This is a genomic window from Aliigemmobacter aestuarii (assembly GCF_004799285.1).
GTDB lineage: Bacteria > Pseudomonadota > Alphaproteobacteria > Rhodobacterales > Rhodobacteraceae > Aliigemmobacter > Aliigemmobacter aestuarii.
Genome location: NZ_SSND01000001.1, coordinates 431,771 through 450,794, shown reverse-complemented (window position 1 = coordinate 450,794; position 19,024 = coordinate 431,771). Strand labels below are relative to the sequence as shown.

The 19,024-nt window shown below is 67.7% G+C and carries 18 protein-coding genes; 13 read left to right on the top strand and 5 right to left on the bottom strand.

The window, feature by feature from the left end:
* Window positions 1–2: 2 nt before the first annotated feature.
* The 6 genes from E7811_RS02080 (at window position 3) to E7811_RS02055 (ending at window position 5,472) form a co-directional block, all read left to right on the top strand.
* Window positions 3–953 (top strand): alpha-E domain-containing protein, encoded by a 951-nt coding sequence (locus E7811_RS02080; protein ID WP_136392934.1) that lies wholly within the window; start codon window positions 3–5, stop codon window positions 951–953.
* Window positions 953–1,762, top strand: a complete 810-nt coding sequence (locus E7811_RS02075; RefSeq protein ID WP_136392933.1) for a transglutaminase family protein — start codon at window positions 953–955, stop codon at window positions 1,760–1,762. The genes E7811_RS02080 and E7811_RS02075 overlap by 1 nt, the downstream gene beginning before the upstream one ends.
* A gap of 31 nt (window positions 1,763–1,793) precedes the next feature.
* Window positions 1,794–2,519, top strand: a complete 726-nt coding sequence (locus E7811_RS02070; protein WP_136392932.1) for a proteasome-type protease — start codon at window positions 1,794–1,796, stop codon at window positions 2,517–2,519.
* Between the two features lie 247 nt (window positions 2,520–2,766).
* Window positions 2,767–3,405: a TetR/AcrR family transcriptional regulator gene (locus E7811_RS02065; RefSeq protein ID WP_136392931.1), complete on the top strand. Its 639-nt coding sequence runs from the start codon at window positions 2,767–2,769 to the stop codon at window positions 3,403–3,405.
* Window positions 3,402–4,709 carry a phenylacetate--CoA ligase family protein gene (locus E7811_RS02060; RefSeq protein WP_136392930.1) on the top strand — a complete coding sequence of 436 codons (1,308 nt, stop codon included), beginning with the start codon at window positions 3,402–3,404 and terminating at the stop codon, window positions 4,707–4,709. The genes E7811_RS02065 and E7811_RS02060 overlap by 4 nt, the downstream gene beginning before the upstream one ends.
* Window position 4,710: 1 nt before the next feature.
* Complete coding sequence (locus tag E7811_RS02055) at window positions 4,711–5,472, top strand: enoyl-CoA hydratase/isomerase family protein (protein ID WP_136392929.1); 762 nt, start codon at window positions 4,711–4,713, stop codon at window positions 5,470–5,472.
* On the opposite strand, the gene E7811_RS02050 is transcribed toward E7811_RS02055, so the two are convergent.
* A complete protein-coding gene (locus E7811_RS02050) occupies window positions 5,460–6,413 on the bottom strand; it encodes an alpha/beta hydrolase (RefSeq protein WP_136392928.1) in 954 nt (317 codons plus the stop codon). The two genes, E7811_RS02055 and E7811_RS02050, sit on opposite strands and share 13 nt — an antisense overlap.
* Entirely contained in the window at window positions 6,410–6,694 is a 285-nt protein-coding gene (locus E7811_RS02045) for an SCP2 sterol-binding domain-containing protein (protein ID WP_136392927.1), read from the bottom strand. The genes E7811_RS02050 and E7811_RS02045 overlap by 4 nt, the downstream gene beginning before the upstream one ends.
* A 74-nt stretch (window positions 6,695–6,768) precedes the next feature.
* Between E7811_RS02045 and E7811_RS02040 the strand changes: the two genes are divergently transcribed.
* From E7811_RS02040 to E7811_RS02020, 5 genes are all read left to right on the top strand, one after another.
* On the top strand, window positions 6,769–7,398 hold the full coding sequence (locus E7811_RS02040; RefSeq protein WP_136392926.1) for a tetratricopeptide repeat protein: 630 nt from the start codon (window positions 6,769–6,771) through the stop codon (window positions 7,396–7,398).
* 17 nt (window positions 7,399–7,415) lie between these two features.
* A complete protein-coding gene (locus tag E7811_RS02035; protein ID WP_246020159.1) occupies window positions 7,416–10,310 on the top strand; it encodes a helicase-related protein in 2,895 nt (964 codons plus the stop codon).
* Window positions 10,311–10,385: 75 nt separating this feature from the next.
* A complete protein-coding gene (locus E7811_RS02030; protein WP_136392925.1) occupies window positions 10,386–10,664 on the top strand; it encodes an RNA-binding S4 domain-containing protein in 279 nt (92 codons plus the stop codon).
* A gap of 49 nt (window positions 10,665–10,713) precedes the next feature.
* Entirely contained in the window at window positions 10,714–11,052 is a 339-nt protein-coding gene (fdxA, locus tag E7811_RS02025; protein WP_136392924.1) for a ferredoxin FdxA, read from the top strand.
* Between the two features lie 330 nt (window positions 11,053–11,382).
* Window positions 11,383–11,892, top strand: a complete 510-nt coding sequence (locus tag E7811_RS02020; protein ID WP_136392923.1) for a CarD family transcriptional regulator — start codon at window positions 11,383–11,385, stop codon at window positions 11,890–11,892.
* Window positions 11,893–11,954: 62 nt separating this feature from the next.
* On the opposite strand, the gene cobS is transcribed toward E7811_RS02020, so the two are convergent.
* On the bottom strand, window positions 11,955–12,701 hold the full coding sequence (gene cobS / locus E7811_RS02015; RefSeq protein WP_136394185.1) for an adenosylcobinamide-GDP ribazoletransferase: 747 nt from the start codon (window positions 12,699–12,701) through the stop codon (window positions 11,955–11,957).
* Between the two features lie 95 nt (window positions 12,702–12,796).
* Here cobS and cobT point away from each other — a divergent pair, with 95 nt between their 5' ends.
* Window positions 12,797–13,807 carry a nicotinate-nucleotide--dimethylbenzimidazole phosphoribosyltransferase gene (gene cobT, locus E7811_RS02010; RefSeq protein ID WP_136392922.1) on the top strand — a complete coding sequence of 337 codons (1,011 nt, stop codon included), beginning with the start codon at window positions 12,797–12,799 and terminating at the stop codon, window positions 13,805–13,807.
* A gap of 24 nt (window positions 13,808–13,831) precedes the next feature.
* On the opposite strand, the gene E7811_RS02005 is transcribed toward cobT, so the two are convergent.
* Window positions 13,832–14,287 carry an Lrp/AsnC family transcriptional regulator gene (locus tag E7811_RS02005; RefSeq protein ID WP_136392921.1) on the bottom strand — a complete coding sequence of 152 codons (456 nt, stop codon included), beginning with the start codon at window positions 14,285–14,287 and terminating at the stop codon, window positions 13,832–13,834.
* 133 nt (window positions 14,288–14,420) lie between these two features.
* Here E7811_RS02005 and hppD point away from each other — a divergent pair, with 133 nt between their 5' ends.
* Window positions 14,421–15,515 carry a 4-hydroxyphenylpyruvate dioxygenase gene (hppD, locus tag E7811_RS02000; protein ID WP_136392920.1) on the top strand — a complete coding sequence of 365 codons (1,095 nt, stop codon included), beginning with the start codon at window positions 14,421–14,423 and terminating at the stop codon, window positions 15,513–15,515.
* Between the two features lie 174 nt (window positions 15,516–15,689).
* Here hppD and E7811_RS01995 read toward each other — a convergent pair whose 3' ends face one another.
* Window positions 15,690–18,917 carry a pilus assembly protein PilP gene (locus E7811_RS01995; protein ID WP_136392919.1) on the bottom strand — a complete coding sequence of 1,076 codons (3,228 nt, stop codon included), beginning with the start codon at window positions 18,915–18,917 and terminating at the stop codon, window positions 15,690–15,692.
* Window positions 18,918–19,024: the final 107 nt, after the last annotated feature.

The following is a 19,024-nucleotide window of genomic DNA, read 5'->3' as shown; positions in this document are numbered from 1 at the left end:
CGATGCTGAGCCGGACCGCAGACAACCTGTTCTGGATCGCCCGCTATATGGAACGGGCCGAAACCGCCGCGCGGCTGCTGGAAGTGGGCAGCCGGATCTCGCTTATCCCGTCGGTCCATGGCTATCGCAGCGAATGGGACAGCCTGTTGCAGGCCACCGGCACCGCCGAGGGCTTTGCCCGCAAGTATGGCGAGGCGGTGCAGCGCAACATCGAAAGCTACCTGTTCTTCGACCATGACAATCCCTCGTCCGTGGCCGCCTGCATCGTCCGCGCACGGGAAAACGGGCGGATCGTGCGCACGGCGCTCACGACACAGGTCTGGGACGCGCTGAACACCGCCTTCCAGGAACTGCGGCAGCTGGAACGGATGCCGCGCAGCGAACTGGACCTGTCGCGCCTGACCGAATGGACGATGCGCCATGCCGCGATGGTGCGTGGCGCGATCGATGCCACGCTTCTGCGCAACGACGGGTTCAACTTTCTCAACCTCGGCTACTATCTGGAACGCGGCGACTCCACCGCCCGCCTGATGGACGTGAAATACTATGTCCTCTTGCCGCGGGTCGATTTCGTGGGGTCGGGGCTGGACAACTACCAATGGGCAACGCTTCTGCGCGCAATGAGCGCGCATCGCGCCTTCCACTGGGCCTATGGCGGCGAGGTGACGGCGGGAAAGATCGCCGATTTCCTGATCCTCAACCCGCAATGCCCCCGGTCGCTGATCACCTGTGTTGCGGGGATGAACAACCACCTGGGCCGGCTGGCCAAGGCCTATCGCCGCACGACCGAGGCGCAGGACAGGGCAGCAGCCCTTCAGGCCGCGCTGGAATCCGTCACCGTGGACCAGATCTTTGACGAGGGGCTGCACGAATTCCTGTCGCGCTTCATCCGCGAGGCGGCCGATCTGGGGCGGACGATCCACGAATGTTACCTGTCGGGGGATGTGCGCTGATGCTGCTGACCGTCGATCATGTCACCCGCTATACCTATGACGCGCCGGTGCGCGGCGTGGTGCAGAGCCACCGCCTGACGCCCTCGCAGTTCGACGGCCAGACCGTCCTTGACTGGCAGGTCAGCGTCACCGACGGCCAGCCGGGAGGACGTTTTCGCGACGGGGCGGGGGACTGGGTGCAGGGCTATTCCGTGTCCGGCCCGGTGTCCGAGATCGTAGTCACCGTTTCGGGCCGTGTGGAAACCCGCGATCTAGCGGGCGTCCTGCGGGGCCACAAGGAAAGCATCCCGCCCGAGGTCTATCTGCGCGACACGGCGCCGACCGCGCCCGATGTGTCGCTGCGTGAGCTTGCGACGAGGGGGGCGGGGCAGGGCGACGCGCTGGCCACGGCCCATGCGCTGTCCGCGGCCGTGGCCGACGCCATCGCCTATCGTCCGGGCGTCACGCATGCCCACACCACCGCCGCCGAGGCGCTGGCCCTGGGCGAAGGCGTCTGCCAGGACCATGCCCATGCCATGATCTCGGTCGCACGGCTGAACGGCCTGCCCGCGCGCTATGTCTCGGGCTACCTGTTCGCGGCCGCCGACGGTACCCCGCACGAGGCGGCCCATGCCTGGACCGAGGTCTTTGTCGCGGGGCTTGGCTGGATCGGCTTTGACCCGGCCAATCGCTGCTGTCCGGATGAACGCTATATCCGACTTGGCTCGGGCCATGATGCACGGGACGCGGCACCGATCCGTGGCATCGCACGCGGTCCGGGGGCAGAGGCGCTGGATGTCGCAGTTGCGGTTCTGGCGGCGGATCAATAGGGTTCGGCGCGGAATCTGGGGGAAGCCGGTCATGACCTACTGCGTGGGCCTGTTGCTGAACGAGGGAATGGTGCTGCTGTCGGACACCCGCACGAACGCGGGGCTCGACAATATTTCCACCTATCGCAAGATGTTCGTGTTCGAGGAACCGGGCGAACGGGTCATCGCGATCATGACAGCAGGCAGCCTGTCGGTGACGCAGACCACCATCGCCCGCCTGCGCGAGGCGGTCGAGGACGGCGACGCCAGCGGCGAGACCTCGATCATGCTGGCGCCCACGCTTTTGAAGGTGGCTGAGATCGTCGGCAACATGCTGGCCTCGGTGCGGGCGGATGTGGACGAGAAGCTGTCGACCATGCGCCAGCACGCCTCGGCCAGCCTGATCGTCGCGGGCCAGCGCAAGGGCGGCGCGATGCGGCTGTTCCTGATCTACCCCGAGGGTAATTTCATCGAGGCGACCGAGGATACCCCGTTCCTGCAGATCGGCGAACACAAATACGGCAAGCCGATCCTCGACCGGGTGGTGCGGCCCGAAACCTCGCTGGCAGACGCGCAGAAGGCCGTCCTTCTGTCGATGGACTCGACGCTGCGGTCGAACCTGTCGGTGGGCATGCCGCTTGACCTCGCGGTGATCGAACGCGACGCCTGCCGCGTGACCCAGGCCCGCCGGATCGAGGCCGGGGACGAGGGCTTCCGCGCCATGAGCGAAGCCTGGAGCCAGGCCTTGCGAGACGGGTTCACCAAGATCAGGCTGTGATCCCGGCATGGACCGGGCAGGGGGTACCCCGGGCAGGGGGGCTGTCTGCCCCCCTCTTTGGCTTCGCCAAATTCACCCCCCGAGGGTATTTCCGTCAGGTTGAAGGACAATTTGATTAAAATACGTTTCAACCTGATCGAAATACCCCGGGGGTAGCCTTTCGGCACGAAAGGCGCAGGGGGCAGCGCCCCCTTTTTTTCGGCATTCAGGGCTTGCATAAAAATGAAAATGGATTCATTTTCATTAAATGAACGCGCACGAAACCCTATCGCACCGTTTTGCCGATCATCTGATCCGTCAGGCCCAGGGGCAGCCCAAGGGCCGCCGGACCGAGGCGCAGATCGCCGCCGCGGCCTGCGGCCTGCTGGACAGGATGGAGCCGCAGGAGTTGCAGATCCTCGAGATCTGCGGTGCCGCCGGGATCTCGACGGGGACGTTCTACATCTATTTCCGTGACCGGGCGGCCCTGCTGGACCATCTGCTGGATGGTTTCGTCACCTTCCTGCAAGAGCGGATGCGCGCGGCGTCAAACGCCGGCGGGGCCGCGGCGGGGGCGACGGCGGCCTATTTCGACCTGTTTCGTGCCAATGCCGGGCTGATGCGCTGTCTGATCCATGGCGGCGCGGGGTTTCCTGCGGCGCGGGAGGCATTCCAGCGCCTCAACCGGGACTGGATCGAACGGATCGTTGCCGCGGCCGCCCGCCGCCCCGGCGCGCCGCCGACGGACGAGTTGACCCGGCGTGCCTACGCGCTTGGCGGGATGGTCGACATGTATCTGTCGGCGCTTTTCCTGACACAGGATCAGGGGCTTGCCGCAGTGTCGGGTGACCGGCACGCGGTTCTCGAGACGCTCAACCTCATCTGGGAACGGGGGATGCAGGGATGATGGCGATACCGGGCGCGGAACGCATGGGGGCCGGTGCGCTGGCCGCGCATCAGGCTGCCGCATGGGCGGCGCAGCGCGACCATGTGGCCGGGAACTCGGCCTTCTACCGTGCGCTCTGGCAAGGGAAGGCACCACCTGTGCGGCTGGAGGATCTGGCCGCGCTGCCCTTGTCGGACAAGGCGCAGTTGCGGCTGTCGCAGGCCGTGCATCCGCCCTTCGGCGATTATCTGGCCGCGCCGCGCGCGCAGGCGAACAGGTTGCACCGGACCTCGGGCACGACGGGGCAGGCGATGAACCTTGCCATGTCGGCGCGCGACAGCCGAATCACGCAGATCGTGGGCGGGCGCTGTCATGCGCTGGCCGGTCTGTCGCCCGATCATACCGTCGTGCATTGCCTCAACTATCAGATGTGGATGGGGGGTGTGACCGACCATCTGACGCTTGAGGAAACCGGCGCGCTGGTCGTGCCCTTCGGCGTGGGCGGCACCGAGCTTCTGGTGCGGACCATCCGCGAGGTGGGGATCGACGCGATTTCCTGCACACCGTCCTATCCGGCCGTGCTGGAACAGGTGATCCGCGATCATTTCCCCGGTCTGGCCCCGCGCGATCTGGGGTTGAAGCTGGGTCTTTTCGGGGGCGAGCCGGGGGTGGACGACCCCGCCTTCCGCGCCCGGATGATGGAGACATGGGGGATGCAGGCGCGCAACGCCAATTACGGCGTGTCGGATGTGTTTTCCAACTTCGGCTCGGAATGCGCCCATGACACGGCGCTGCACTTCGTGGCTGCTGATGTCCTGTGGCCCGAGCTGATCGACCCCGACACGACCGAGCCCATCCCCTTGCAGGCGGGCGCGCGGGGCGAACTGGTGCTGACCCATCTGATCCGCGATTGCCAGCCGCTCGTGCGGTTTCGGACCGGCGACATCATCGCTATCGAGGCGACCGATCCCTGCGCCTGCGCCTGCGGCTGCACCGGGTTCCGGTTCCGCGTGGTGGGGCGGTCCGATGACATGGTGGTGGTGCGCGGGTTGAACATGTTTCCCACGATGGTGGCGGCGGTCATCAACGAATTCCCCGAACTTTCGGGCGATTACCGGATCAGGCTGACATCGCCCCCGCCATGGGACAGGCTGCCCGTCCTGGCTGAACTGGCCCGGCCCGGCCCCGCGCCCGAGGGGTTGGCCGCACGCGTCGCGGCGGCGATCAAGTCGAAGCTGGGCGCCTCTGCCACGGTCGAGCTGTTGCCTGCAGGCAGCCTGCCGCGCACCGAGGGCAAGACGAAACGCGTGCTGAGGGAGTATTGAGATGGCTGGGTTCACTTATGACACCGTCCTGTCGGAACTGGGCCAAGGCGGCGTGCGGACCATCACGCTGAACCGTCCCGGCAGCCTGAACGCGATGAACCGGGCGCTGATCGACGATCTGGCGCGCGCCTTTGGCGATGCCAACGCCGATCCGGCGACGCGGGCGATCATCCTGACCGGGGCGGGCAATGCCTTTTGCGCGGGCGATGACCGGCGCGAACATGTCCACCCGGAAGGCGAGGCCGAGGCGCGCGATCTGGTCACCGCGATCCAGCGCGCGACCCATGCCATCGTCCTGGGGCCGAAGCCGGTGGTGGGGGCGATCAACGGCTGGGCCGTGGGCGGCGGGTTCGAATGGGCAATCAACTGCGATTTCCCGATCTGGGCCGAAAGTGCGCGGGGGTTCTTCCCCGAGGTCTCGCTCAACCTGTTCGTGACCGGGGCGGTAACCACGCTGTTGCCCGCGCTGGTGGGGCTGAACCGCGCGCGCGAGATGCTGTTCTTTGGCGAACGCTATGCGGCGGCGGCGTTGCTGGAGATGGGCGTGGCGTGGAAGGTGGTGCCCGATGCCGATCTGATGGCGACCGCGCGGGCCACGGCGGAACGGCTGGCTGCGCTGCCGCCCCTGTCGGTCAGGGCGATGAAGCGGGTGCTGAACGCCGCCGCCCTGCCCGACATCCACCGCGCGCTGGCGCTGGAGACGGACGCGACCGTGGCGGGCTTTCTGGACCCGGAGACGACACGGCTTCTTCAGGCCTTCTGAGGCGTCGAGGCGGCAAAAAGCTCTGCCGCGCGGTCGAAGAAGAGTTTCCGCACCTCGGGGCCTTCCATGATGACCTCATGTTCGGCGCCCGGATAAAGGTCCAGCCGTCCCTTTGGCCAGGCCGCCATGCGCAGATGGATCGGGGCCGGGTCCACGACCTTTTCCGCCGTGCCAAGCGCGCAGATCGTGGGTATCCCGGGCGAGGGCAGCATCGCGAGCCGCGCACATTCCCTCAGCGCCGCGTGCAGCCAGCCAAGCGACGGCCCGCCAAGCGACAGTTCCGAGTGTTCGGTGACCTGCCGCTTCATCCAGGCGAACATCTCGGGGTCGGTGGTCAAGACGTTCCCGGCAAAGGGCGCATCGGCCACATAAGAGGCAGGCCCGGTGCTGGGGGCATAGCGATTCGCCATCCCCACGAAGCGCGACAAGGACGACAGCGCCATCGCCGCGGGCCGGGCCGAGGCCGACAGCAGGATACCCCACATCGGCGCGGAAAAAACGGCCGAGGCGACGGGCAACCCGTTCATCAGAGCGCGAAGGCCGATGCAGCCGCCCATCGAATGGGCCAGAAGGTGGAACGGCCGGGGCAGGTCCAGCGCCTCGGCCATGTCCATCAGCGCGGCGATGTCGCGCTGGTATTCGTCGAAATGCCCGACATGGCCCGTCATCGGATCGGGAAGCGCGCGCTGCGCAAGCCCCTGGCCGCGCCAGTCGATTGCCAGCGTCTGATAGCCGCGCGCGGCCATGTCGGCGGCGGCGCGCCCGTATTTCTCGACATATTCGGTGCGGCCGGGGAACATCAGGACGGTGCCTTTCGTTCCCCCCGGCCAATGCGCCGCGCGGATCCGCACGCCATCCCGCGCGGTCAGCCAGAAGGCGCGTCCCCCGTCCGGCCCTTCGGCCAGATCGGCGTGAAGGGGGGCGGGGGGCGGCAGCGTCACCCCAGGACGCCGCCCAACTGCATCGCAAGGCCCATGCTGCCGTCGACCTTCAGCTTGCCGGTCATGAAGGCCATCGTCGGGTTCATCTCGCCCGCGAGGATCGCCTGGAACACCTCGGCCTCGGCGGTCAGGGTCACGTCGGCCTCTTCGTCGCCTGCCCGCACGCCCTGGCCATCCAGCATGATCGCGCCTTCGCCGGGAATGACGAACTTGGCCACGCCGTCGAAGCGCGAAACCTTTTCGGACAGTTTCTGGACGGCTGCGGTGATGACATCGCTCATGGGGTTCTCCTCGGTCCCGATTTCTTGACTGGCGGGATATGGATTTTCCCCGCCCTGTTGCTACATTTGCAGTTATGGAAGCGCGCGGGCCAATTCTCAATCGTATCGTTGCGGCAGTCTGGCTGATTTTCGCCGCCTGCCTGCCTGCGAACGCGCAGGAGGCCCCGCAGGACGCCCCGCAGAATGCCCCGCAGGATCCCCCATCTTCTGCAGGCGCCGGACCGGAGGCGGGGGCGCTTGACGCCCTTTACGAAACGCTGAAGACCGCCGAGGCCGCAGAGGCCAAGCGCATCGAGCGCGAGATCTGGCGCGAATGGTCGCGGTCGGGGTCGCCCGCCTTCGACCTTTTGCTGGAACGTGGCCGCAAGGCGATGGAACAGGGCGACCCGCAAGCCGCCATCGAACACCTGACCGCGCTGATCGACCATGCGCCGGGCTTTGCCGAAGGCTGGAACGCGCGCGCCACGGCCTATTTCCAGGCCGGTCTGCATGGCCCCTCGGTCGCGGACATCCGGCAGGTGCTGGCGCTCAACCCGCGCCATTTCGGGGCGATGGCCGGCTTCGGGATGATCCTCGAAGAAGCCGGTCAGACCGAACAGGCCCGCGCCGTCTATCAGGCGGCACTTGCTATACATCCCCATCTCGAGGGGGTAAAAGAGGCGCTCGAACGGCTTGAAAAGGCCGAAACCGGGCAGGACCTCTGAACTGAAGGCAGTCAGCGATGTCGAAAGGGCGGGTTACGGCGGTCCTCGGGCCGACGAACACGGGCAAGACCCATTACGCCATCGACCGGATGCTGGCGCACCGGACGGGGGTGATGGGCTTTCCGCTGCGGCTTCTGGCGCGCGAGGTCTATGACCGGATCGTGGCGCAGCGCGGCCCCTCGGTGGTGGCGCTGGTCACTGGCGAGGAACGGATCGTCCCGGAACGCACGCAATACTGGATCTGCACCGTCGAGGCGATGCCGATGGAGATCGGCGCCGATTTCGTGGGCGTGGACGAGATCCAGCTTTGTGCCGACCCCGAACGCGGACATGTGTTCACCGACCGCCTGTTGCGGGCGCGGGGACTGCTGGAGACCATGTTCATGGGATCCGACAGCATGCGCGGGGCCATCGCCGCACTGGTGCCGGGCGCGCAATTCCTGCGCCGCGACCGGTTTTCCACCCTGTCCTGGGCCGGATCGAAAAAGATCAGCCGGATGCCAACGCGGTCGGCCATCGTCGGCTTTTCGGTCAGCGACGTCTATGCCATCGCGGAACTGATCCGTCGCCAGAAGGGCGGCTGCGCGGTGGTGATGGGCGCGCTTTCCCCCCGCACCCGCAACGCGCAGGTCGAACTCTACCAGAATGGCGATGTGGATTATCTGGTGGCCACCGATGCCATCGGCATGGGGTTGAACCTTGATATCCGCCATGTGGCCTTTTCCGGCACGTCGAAATTCGACGGTCGCCGCATCCGTCCGCTGTTTCCCCATGAACTGGGCCAGATCGCGGGCCGCGCCGGACGGCACACCGAACCCGGTACCTTCGGCGTCACGGGCGAGGCGGGGGCACTGGACGCGGATGTGATCGAGGCGATCGAGGAACACCGCTTTGCCCCCGTGCGCAAGCTGCACTGGCGCAACCCCGATCTGGATTTCGGTTCGTCCGAACGGCTGATCGCGTCCCTTGAGGCGCCCACCGACAACGAATGGCTGACGCGCTCGCGCGAGGCAGACGACCTTCAGGCGGTCAAGGTCCTGTCCGACCTGCCCGAGGTGCGCGCCCGCCTGACCGGTCCGCAGGCGGTGCGGCTTTTGTGGGACGTCTGCCGGGTGCCCGATTTCCGGGGCATCTCGTCGGCCGAACACACCACGCTTCTGACGCGGATCTTCGGATTTCTGGCTGATGGCCGGGTGCCGTCGGACTGGCTGGCGAAGGCGGTGCAGCGAATCGACCGGACCGAAGGCGACATCGACGCGCTGTCGAAACGGCTGGCCTATATCCGCACCTGGACCTATGTGGCGCAACGCAAGGGCTGGGTCGAAGACGAAAGCCATTGGCGCGACGAAACGCGCGCTGTAGAAGACCGACTGTCGGACGCGCTGCACGCCCGTCTGACCCAGGCATTCGTTGACCGGCGCACATCCGTGCTGATGCGCCGGTTGAAACAGAAGGAGACCCTCGTGGCCGAGGTGAATGACAAGGGCGAAGTGACGGTCGAAGGCGAATTCGTCGGCCGTCTGGAAGGCTTCCGGTTCCGTCAGGACGAAAGCAAGTCGCCCGACGAGGCGAAGGTGATGCGGCAGGCGGCATACGAGGCGCTGCGCCCCGAGTTCTATCTGCGTGCCGACCGCTTCTACAACGCGCCCGACACCGAGATGGATTTCACCGAACAGGGCGGGCTGATGTGGGGCTCGACCGCGGTGGGCAAGCTGGTGGCCGGGGCCGATGTGATGAAGCCGCAGGTCGAGGCCTTCGTCGACGACGAGGCCGGGGGCGACGTGGCCGAAAAGGTCCGCCGCCGCCTTCAGCATTTCATCGACCGCAAGGTGGCCGCGCAGTTCGAACCGCTTCTGGCGATGAGCCGCGACGAAACCCTGACCGGCCTTGCCCGCGGCTTTGCCTTCCGTCTGGTCGAAGGGCTGGGTGTCCTGCCGCGCGATGGCGTGGCCGACGAGGTCAAGGCGCTGGACCAGGACGCGCGCGGCGCTCTGCGCAAGCATGGTGTGCGCTTCGGGCAGTACACGATCTTCCTGCCCGCGCTTCTGAAGCCCGCGCCCACGCGCCTGCGTCTGGTGCTGTGGTCGCTGAAGGAAGGGCTGGCCGAGTTCCCCGAAAGCCCGCCGCCCGGTCTTGTCACGATTCCGAACCTGGAAATGGTGCCGCGCATTCATTACACGCTTTCGGGCTATTACCCGGCCGGGTCGCGCGCGATCCGGATCGACATGCTGGAACGGCTGGCCGACATCCTGCGCCAGAAGGACAGCCGCGCCGGGTTCGAGGCGACGGCCGACATGCTGTCGATCACCGGGATGACGCTGGACCAGTTCGCCGACCTGATGGGCGGGCTTGGATACAAGGGCGAAAAGGGGGAACGGGTGAAGGCCAAGGCAGCCGAACCCGTGCCTGCGCCCGAGGCGCCGGTGTCCTCGGCACCTCTGACCGAGGATGACCACGTGCTGAACCCGCCGCCGCCGCCGGAACCGGCGGCAGAAGAGGGCGCGGAAGCCGCCGCGCCCGAGATGGAGGCGTTCTATACCTTCACCTGGGCGCCGCGTCCGCGCGGACCGCGCCGCGAAGGCGGCGACCGGCGCGAGCGTGGCCCGCAAGGGCAGCAGGGCAGGGGCCGTCGCGAGGCCGCGCCCGGCGGCGATGCCGCAGGCGAAGGCGCGCGCCGCCCCGCCGGTGGCGGCCGCGGTGAAGGCAAGCCCGAAGGTCGCGGTGAAGGCAAGCACGGCGGCAAGCCGCGCCACAAGGGCGGCAAGCCGGAAGGCCGGGGAGAAGGCCGGGGCGGCCACGACCGTCAGGCCGACAAGGGCCGCGCCTTCGAGGCCCGCCCGCCGCGCAAGGAAAAGCCGGTCGATCCCGACAACCCCTTTGCCGCGCTTCTTGCGCTCAAGGGCAAGCTGTAAGCGCGCGGGGTGGGGCGCCTTCGTCCCGGGGATGATGCGACGGACCGGGGCGGCGCCCCGGGCCCGCGCCCGACCATGCGGATCGACAAATGGCTTTGGCAGGCGCGCTTTTTCAAGACGCGCGGCCTTGCCACCGATCTCGTCGCGGCAGGGCATCTGCGCCTGAACGGCCAGCGGGTTGCGAAACCCGCGCAGGCGGTGGGTGCGGGCGACACCCTGACCTTTCCGCAGGGCGGGAGGGTGCGTCTGATCCGTGTCACCGGGTTGCCCGGCCGGCGCGGCCCCGCGTCCGAAGCACAATCGCTTTACCTTGATCTGGACGCGCCGGCTGCGGCACCTTCCCCGCTTGAATGATCTTTGGGGTTCGGCTAGCAAGGCGGCGACCGGAATTCGGAGGTTCGCCATGACCTATGTCGTGATCGACAACTGCATCGCCTGCAAATACACCGACTGCGTCGAGGTGTGCCCGGTCGACTGCTTCTATGAAGGCGAGAACATGCTGGTCATCCATCCGGATGAATGCATCGACTGCGGCGTCTGCGAACCGGAATGCCCCGCCGATGCGATCCGCCCGGACACCGAGCCGAGCATGGAGGAATGGGTCGAGTTCAACCGCAAGTATGCCGAGATGTGGCCGGTCATCACCACCAAGAAGGACCCGATGCCCGGCTACGAGGAACGCGACGGCGAAAAGAACAAGCGCGAGAAGTATTTCTCGGAAGCGCCCGGCTCGGGCGACTGACCGTCCGCCGCGATCCCCGACCGGTCGCAAGCCGGGTCACGGGGCGAATCGATTCCCTGCATGGCTGGCCTGACCTTGCGTCAACGTGATGGGAAACTGTGTGTTTTCAGGCGCCGCAACGTGGAATCACCCGGATGGCCACAGTTGGAATCATGCGTTTTTTGTGATATACACTTGTTACAAACAAACATGATGGATGCCTGATCCCGGCTCAGGACTGCTCGCCTGAGACGGTATTGCTTGCGACTTTCGGTCCGTGACGCCGGGGATACCCTTCCCGGTCGGTCCTTTGTCGTGAATGGGGTCCGGCTCTGTGAGGAAGCGACCTGAATGACCAAGTCCAAGAAGCCCGAATTTCGTCCTGACGAGTTCGTCGTCTACCCCGCCCATGGCGTGGGAAAGATCATGTCGATCGAAGAACAGGAAATCGCCGGTATCCGGCTGGAGCTGTTCGTCATCTCCTTCGAGAAGGACAAGATGACGCTCCGCGTGCCCACCCACAAGGCGACCGAGATCGGGATGCGCCAGCTGTCGACGCCGGAACTGGTTTCCAAGGCGCTGGACACGCTGAAGGGCAAGGCCAAGGTCAAGCGCGCCATGTGGTCGCGCCGGGCCCAGGAATACGAACAGAAGATCAACTCGGGCGACCTGATGGCCATCGCCGAGGTGGTGCGCGACCTGCACCGCACCGATGACCAGCGCGAACAGTCCTATTCCGAACGCCAGCTTTACGAAGCGGCGCTGGAACGGCTGACGCGCGAGGTGGCCGCCGTGTCCGGCGTGGACGAGGCGGGCGCGCAGAAGAAGGTCGATGACGTGCTGCTGAGCCGCGCCGCCTGATTGCCCCTCGGGACTGTCGAACGGAAGGGCCGCGCCGATCGGGCGCGGCCTTTTCGCATCCGTCAGATCAGCGCGCAGAAGACGGCGAGGCTGGCGGCTTCGGCCAGCTGTTGCGCCGCCCCCAGAACGTCGCCCGTCTGCCCGCCGATCTTGGCCCGCGCGAGGGCCGCCACGGCCAGCGCGACGGCGGCCACGGCCAGCGCCATCGGCACGGCGCCCCATCCGGCAAAGGCCAGCGCCGCAAGCGTCGCCACCCCCGCCGCTTTTGCCGCCACCGCACCCGAAGGACGCCCAAGGCTTTGCGACAGGCCGGTGCCGCGCGCGTTCGGCAGCCCCGCCATCAGTGCCGCCATTGGCACCCGCGACAGCGCCGCCGAGGCGATCAGGGGGGCCACGACCCAGCCCGCATCAAAGGCATGGGCCAGCGCCGACCAGCGCATCAACCCCACGATCACCAGTGCCAGAACGCCGTAGCTGCCGATCCGGCTGTCCTTCATGATCTCCAGCCGCCGCTCGCGGGTCCAGCCACCCCAGAACCCGTCCGCCGTATCGGCCAGCCCGTCCTCGTGCATCGCGCCGGTGGCCATGATCTGCACCGCCAGCGCCAGCGCCGCCGCCGGGCCCGCAGGCACCCCGGCCCATAGCGCGACCGCAGCCGCAACGGCGGCGAGGCCCGCCACGATTATCCCGGCAAGGGGCCAGGCCCATGCGGCCGAAGGGCCGGCAGGCGGGCGCGGACTGGCGGGCAGGGGCAGGCGCGTCAGCAGCATCACCGCCCCGCGCAGGCCCTGCGTCAACCTGTCCGCGATGTCGTATTCGGCCATCAGATGCCCTTTCCATACTGGCGCCAGCCCTTTGCTTCGGATAGCCAAGGCGGCGACAAGGATCAACGAAGGATCAACCGATGTCCGCCCCCTTTGCGACGCTTGCCGAATTCGAAACGCTGCTGGGGTCGATGCCCGGCCCCGATCAGGCGGCCCGCACGGACGCAGAGGCGCGCAATGGCCAGTTGACGAAGCCGCCGGGCGCGCTTGGCCGGCTCGAGGATCTGGCGATCTGGTATGCGGGCTGGCGTGGCACCGGGCGTCCCCGACTGGAAGCGCCGCAGGTCATCGTCTTTGCCGGCAATCACGGGGTGACCGCGCGTGGCGTGTCTGCCTTTCCGGCCGAGGTGACGGTGCAGATGGTCGCCAATTTCCGCGCGGGCGGGGCCGCGATCAACCAGCTCGCCCGTGCCTTCGGTGCGCGGATGGACGTGCACGCGCTTGAACTTGACCGCCCGACCGCGGATTTCACCGCCGCCCCCGCGATGACCGAGGCCGACTGCGTGGCCGCGCTGGCCGCCGGATGGGCCGCCGTCGATCCGGCGGCCGATCTTCTGGTCGTGGGCGAGATGGGGATCGGCAACACCACCTCGGCCGCGGCGATCGCGATGGCGCTTTACGGCGGCGAAGCTGCGGACTGGACGGGCCGCGGTACCGGCGTCGATGACCGGGGGCTGGCCGTGAAGACGCAGGTCGTGGCCGAAGGCGTGGCCCGTCATGCCCCGGCGGCACCCTTGCAGACCCTCGCGCGCCTTGGCGGCCGCGAGGTGGCGGCGATGGCCGGCGCGATGGCGCGGGCGCGGGCGGAACGCATCCCGGTGATCCTGGACGGGTTCATCGCCTGCGCTGCGGCTGCGGTCCTGGCTGAAACCGCCCCCGGCGCGCTTGATCACGCGGTCGCGGGCCACCAGAGCGCCGAGGGCGCCCATGCCCGTCTTCTGGCCCGTCTGGGCAAGGAGCCGCTGCTGAACCTCGGGCTGCGCCTTGGCGAAGCGTCGGGCGCGGCGCTGGCGATCGGCGTGCTGAAGGGGGCCATCGCCTGCCATTCCGGCATGGCGACCTTTGCCGAGGCGGGCGTCAGCGACGGCTGAGGCATCGCCCGGCTGTCGCGCGCCTCACGTCGGCAAGGCGGCGTCCGTCTTCATCTGGTCCATCACGATCTGGCTTTGCACCCGCGCCACCGCCGGGTGCGGCAGGATTTCCTGATGGATCAGGCGGTTCAGCGCCGGCAGGTCGGCGCAATAGACCCGCAACAGGTAATCTGCCTCGCCGGTCAGGGTCCAGGCGCTGATGATCTCGGGCCGGGTCGACACCAGCGTGACAAAGCTGCGCGCGGCTTCCGGCGCGTGCGTGGCCATCTGCACCTGAATGAAGGCTTGCACCGAAAGCCCGATCCTTTCAGCGTCCAGCCGGGCGGCATAGCCACGGATGTAGCCTTCGGCCTCAAGCCGCTGGCGGCGGCGCCCCGCCTGGCTTGCCGAAAGGTTAAGCCGTTCGCCCAGTTCCTGCGCGGTCAGCAACGCGTTCTTCTGTACCTCGGCCAGCAGGCGGGAATCGGTCGGGTCAAGCATTGCGGGAATCCTGCATGATTTGATTACATGATGCGGGAAGTCGACAGAATGGAAAGGGAAATGATCCCAGAATGCGCAAAACCGGCATCGGTTTCGCGGTAAACTCGGATCATCACGCGCACAGGAGATCCCCATGGGACCGTTCCCCCATTCCGCCCCGAAGGCGACGATCAGCCCCGCCAATCCGGCCGGGACCGACGGGTTCGAATTCGTCGAGTTCGCCCATCCCGAACCCGAAACCCTGCGGGCGCTGTTCACCCGCATGGGCTATGAATGCGTGGCCCGTCACAAGGCCCGCGCGATCGAGCTTTGGCAGCAGGGCGACATCACCTATGTCCTGAACGACGAGCCGGGCACGCATGGCCGCGATTTCGTGGAACAGCACGGCCCCTGCGCGCCCTCGATGGGCTGGCGCGTGGTCGATGCCGCTCATGCTCTGTCCCACGCCGTCGCGCACGGGGCCGAGGAATACACCGGCCCCAAGACCATCGACGCGCCTGCGATCCTGGGGATCGGCGGATCGCTGATCTATTTCATCGACCGCTACGGCCCGGACCAGAATCCCTATCGTGAGGAATTCGACTTTCACGCCGCGCCCAAGCCCGCGGGTGTCGGGTTCCATTACCTCGACCACCTCACCCACAACGTCCACCGGGGCAACATGGACAGGTGGTTCGACTTCTACGGTCGTCTCTTCGGCTTCCGTCAGATCCGGTTCTTCGACATCGAAGGCAAGTACACCGGCCTGCACAGCCGCGCGTTGACCTCGCCCTGCGGGCGCATCCGCATCCCGATCAACGAGGATCGCGGCGAAACCGGGCAGATCGAGGAATACCTCAAGCGCTACAATGGCGAGGGCATTCAGCACATCGCGGTTGGCACCGACGACATCTACGCCGCCACCGACGAGATCGCCGCGCGCGGCCTGCGCTTCATGCCCAAGCCGCCGATGGCCTATTACGAGGCCAGCCGCGACCGCGTCCAGGGCCACGAGGAACCGCTGGACCGGATGGCCAGGCATGGCATCCTGATCGATGGCGAGGGCGTGGTGGACGGCGGCGAAACGCGCATCCTCCTGCAGATCTTTTCAAAGACGGTGATCGGCCCGATCTTTTTCGAGTTCATCCAGCGCAAGGGCGATGATGGCTTTGGCGAGGGCAACTTCAAGGCCCTGTTCGAGTCTATCGAGCGAGACCAGATCGAACGCGGCGTGCTTGTCGCGGAATAAGAACCCGACTGGTGAGTCCGACTGGGGAGAGTCGGAGTGGGGGAGTCCGACTGGGGAGGAGGGGCGGGCGGCGGGCCACAGGTTCGTCGCCCGTTTCCGTTTGCCGGGGCGTTTGCCCAGTTGTTTTGCGGGTTGTTTTTCGGGGTGTTTTTTTGGGGTGTTTCCCCTTGCGGGTCAGCCCTTTGGCATTGCCAGAACCAGCATCCTGCCGCCCTTCTGATAGCGCACCTCGCTGGCGGTGATGGCGGCCACGCGGCCGCCGTCCAGACGGTCGCCCACCTTGATCTTCTTGTAGCGTCCGTTGCTTTCGCGGATCAGCGCGTAGCGCTTGGACTGCGTTCCATAGACGCCGATCAGGTTCAGTTTCGACAGGTTGATCGCGTTCACGAAGGTCGCGTTCTTGGCGACCACGCCCTTGGGCGCGCTGCCGCGGCTGGCCGAGGCGGAAACCTCGGGTTCGTCATCGGCCTCGGGCGCGGAAAAGACCGTCGGCGCATCGGGGGGCGATGGTGTGCGGACCGCGGCGCGCTGCGTGGGCGCCGGTTCCGGTTCCGGGGCGGGGGGCGGCGCGGGTTCGGTGGGCACGGCACGGACGGCGGCGGCGGCCGCTGCCTGCACGGCGCGCGACAGATCGTTCGGGCGCGCGGCCGGGCGGCGCGATACCTGCACGGCCAGCGGGCTGGCACTGGCAAGCCGTGCCTCTTCCGCGGCAAGTTCATCGGCCACGGCGGCTTCGGCGGCGGCGGCGGCCGCTGCGGCAATCGAAGCGGCTTCGGTCGCCTTGCGGGCGTCTTCGGCCTTGCGCGCCTCCTCTGCGGCGGCGACCACGGCGGCGGGCCTCAGGCGGGGACGAAGACTGGCAAAGCGGGCGTCCTCGGGGATCGCCAGATTGGCATCCTCGCCACCCTCGGCAGAGGTTTCGGCCGAAGGATCGGCAGCCGGATCGGCAGTTCCGTCGGCCGGTGCTTCGCCGGTGGTGTCAGCCGGTGCTTCGGTCGGCGGCACCAGCGCCGCAGGGCGCCCAAGCGGGCGGAAACCGGCCAGCGCCGGATCGGCCTGAAAGACATCGGCGCCGGTGGGTTCCGCACTCGCCGTTAGGGCGCCCTCGGTCGTTGCGGCATTGTCCCCCGGTTCGGCGGGCGCATCGGCGGGGGGCAAGGCGGCCTCGACCGCGGTTTCAGGGGCTGCTTCAGGCGCGGTTTCTGGCGCGACCTCGACCACGGGGCGGGCAGGCGGGGCCAGCGGCGGGCGACCGGCAACCAGAAGCACGCCATCGGGCGTCACCACACCTTCGGGCGTCGGCTTGATCCGGCCCTCGGCGTCGAATTCGTAAAGCGTGCCGAACGGCGGTGGCGGGGCCTGCGCGGCGGGCGGCGCGTCCGAGGCGGCGTCCGGGCTGGGCAAGGCCAGCGGATCGAGCGGCTGCGGTGGCGTATCCATCGACGACAGCACGATTTCGCCCTGCGCCGCCGTGCCGGCATCCTGTGCGGCGGCCGCGGGCATCTCGGCCCCGGCACCGGCCCCCGAGGCGGCATCGGCGGGCGGCGCATCGGAAAGCGCGGTCTCCGCAGGCCCCGCCGTCACATCCTCGGGCAACTGGCCGTCGGCCTCGGCCTCGGCGATCGACATCGCTTCGGGGTCCTGGCCATCGGCGAGCGCCTCGTCGTCGATCGCCGGTGCCGTGTCGGCTGCGGCAAGCGCCGTGTCGGGTGCATCGGTCGCGGGTGTCTGCGGTTCGGCCTGTTCGGCCGTCGCAAGCGCCGTATCGGTCGCGCCATCGCTGTCCGAGGATGAGGCGAGATAGATCGACGACCAGGCGGCGATGATCGCCAACACCAGAAGCAGCACGCCGGTCAGGATCAGGCCCAGATAACGCGGCTTGCCACGGGTCGGCGCCCGATTGAACCGCGCCAGCGCCTTTTCCGCCACATCGGGGGAAAGGCCCGGTGCGGCTTCGGCGGCGCGGGTCCGCGCGGCGGGGGGCTTTGCCTTCGGCTTTGCCGCGGGCGCAGCGGTCTTGGCAGGCTTCAGCCCCGGAATTCCCGGGGCGGTGACGAGGGCCGACAACGCCTTGCCCGCCGATTTCGCGGTGGCAGCCCCGAACTGTCCAGCGGCCTTGGCAGCCTTGCCGGCGGTTTCCTTCGCGCGCGCAGCGGGGGCGGCTTCCGGTTCTTTCCCCGCCAGCTCTTTTCCCGTCGGCTCTTTCCGGGCGGGCGGTTTCGGGGCAGGTTGTTTCGGGGCAGGCGCGGGGCCTTCGCGCGTGGCGCGCAGCGGTTCCGGGCGGCGGCGGCTGGCGAAGGTGGGGGCCTCTGGCTGTGCGGCCGTCTCGCCTTCGGTTGCGGCGGCCTTCTGGGCTGATCCGGCGGTCGCGCTGGCGTCCTCGCCGCCTCCGGCTTCGCTGGCACCGAAGGGGGCAAGGCTGACGCGCGCCGCCCGTGCCGTCAGGACCGGCGTCGTGGTGTCCAGCGCGCGGGCCAGCGCGGCTTCGGCCTCAAGGTCATCGACGATGTCAAGCGCGACAGGCGCCTCGTCTTCCATCGTGAGCGGCGGCAGGTCGGGGTCGACCATCGGCGGCATCTCGTGGATGCCTGGGTCAAGCGGCACCTCGACCGGCGCCTCGGGCCGCAGGTCATCGTCATCCGGAAAGGGGATTTCATACGGCGCGTCGGGTTCAAGCTCGGGCTCAAGCTCGGGCTCTTCCTCGGGCACGACCTCGGGTTCGGGAAGCGGCTCGTCCTCGGGCTCCGGCTCGGGGCCGGGCACGGGTTCCGGCTCCGGCATCGGCGCTGGCAGGGGTTCCGGCCCGGGCAGCGGTTCCGGTTCCGGCGCAGGCAGGGGCTCGGGCTCCGGAACCGGGTCCGGCTGCGCGGGTTCGCGATGCAGGATCGTGACCGGCGCCTCGTCGCGTTCCACCGGCTGATCGGCCGATTTCGTGGTGCCAAAGAAAGGCTCGCCGGCAAAGTCCTGCCCGTCCGGGATCGCCACGAAGGAAACGGGGTTGAACTTGTATTGCTGGGCGAACTGTTCCGCCTCGGCCAGCGTTTCCTTTGCGACGACGGCAACCTCCACCTCGTCGCCTTCCCCCCACCAGTCGAAGGCCAGTTCCTCGACCCGGTAGGGCGTGCGCCCTTCAAGCGCACGGGCAATCTGGGCGCGGCGGCTGTCGTCATCAGGGCCGGGGGCGTGAACCCGGTCATACAGGATCTGGCTGTTCGGGATGATCAGCTTGGTCGCAAAACCCGACGGCGACAGACCAAGCGCCGAGCGGCGCAAGTAGGTCAGCGCTTCCCCCAGATCGGGCGCGTCAAGCTCGGCAACCCCGATCTCGGTCCAGCCACGGCCACTGCGATGCAGCAGGCCGATGCTTTCATGGGTGAGGTTCAGCGCGAAATTCGGTTTCATTGCATGGGTCTAGCACAGATCTTTCAGGCCCGTGGAGTCTGCCCCCCGCGCCCATCCCTTCCTACAGCAGCTTTCCGCCGAAAGAAAGAAATATGCCGGTTGCCTCC

What these genes read in the sequence shown, in the direction of transcription:
- E7811_RS02040 (WP_136392926.1), top strand. Translation starts at nt 6,769, where the DNA reads ATGGAAGCGCGCGGGCCAATTCTCAATCGTATCGTTGCGGCAGTCTGG.
- cobT (WP_136392922.1), top strand. Translation starts at nt 12,797, where the DNA reads ATGTCCGCCCCCTTTGCGACGCTTGCCGAATTCGAAACGCTGCTGGGG.
- E7811_RS02030 (WP_136392925.1), top strand. Translation starts at nt 10,386, where the DNA reads ATGCGGATCGACAAATGGCTTTGGCAGGCGCGCTTTTTCAAGACGCGC.
- E7811_RS02080 (WP_136392934.1), top strand. Translation starts at nt 3, where the DNA reads ATGCTGAGCCGGACCGCAGACAACCTGTTCTGGATCGCCCGCTATATG.
- fdxA (WP_136392924.1), top strand. Translation starts at nt 10,714, where the DNA reads ATGACCTATGTCGTGATCGACAACTGCATCGCCTGCAAATACACCGAC.
- E7811_RS02005 (WP_136392921.1), bottom strand. Translation starts at nt 14,287, where the DNA reads ATGCTTGACCCGACCGATTCCCGCCTGCTGGCCGAGGTACAGAAGAAC.
- E7811_RS02060 (WP_136392930.1), top strand. Translation starts at nt 3,402, where the DNA reads ATGATGGCGATACCGGGCGCGGAACGCATGGGGGCCGGTGCGCTGGCC.
- E7811_RS02045 (WP_136392927.1), bottom strand. Translation starts at nt 6,694, where the DNA reads ATGAGCGATGTCATCACCGCAGCCGTCCAGAAACTGTCCGAAAAGGTT.
- E7811_RS02055 (WP_136392929.1), top strand. Translation starts at nt 4,711, where the DNA reads ATGGCTGGGTTCACTTATGACACCGTCCTGTCGGAACTGGGCCAAGGC.
- E7811_RS02065 (WP_136392931.1), top strand. Translation starts at nt 2,767, where the DNA reads ATGAACGCGCACGAAACCCTATCGCACCGTTTTGCCGATCATCTGATC.
- E7811_RS02070 (WP_136392932.1), top strand. Translation starts at nt 1,794, where the DNA reads ATGACCTACTGCGTGGGCCTGTTGCTGAACGAGGGAATGGTGCTGCTG.
- E7811_RS02035 (WP_246020159.1), top strand. Translation starts at nt 7,416, where the DNA reads ATGTCGAAAGGGCGGGTTACGGCGGTCCTCGGGCCGACGAACACGGGC.
- E7811_RS02020 (WP_136392923.1), top strand. Translation starts at nt 11,383, where the DNA reads ATGACCAAGTCCAAGAAGCCCGAATTTCGTCCTGACGAGTTCGTCGTC.
- hppD (WP_136392920.1), top strand. Translation starts at nt 14,421, where the DNA reads ATGGGACCGTTCCCCCATTCCGCCCCGAAGGCGACGATCAGCCCCGCC.
- E7811_RS02075 (WP_136392933.1), top strand. Translation starts at nt 953, where the DNA reads ATGCTGCTGACCGTCGATCATGTCACCCGCTATACCTATGACGCGCCG.
- E7811_RS01995 (WP_136392919.1), bottom strand. Translation starts at nt 18,917, where the DNA reads ATGAAACCGAATTTCGCGCTGAACCTCACCCATGAAAGCATCGGCCTG.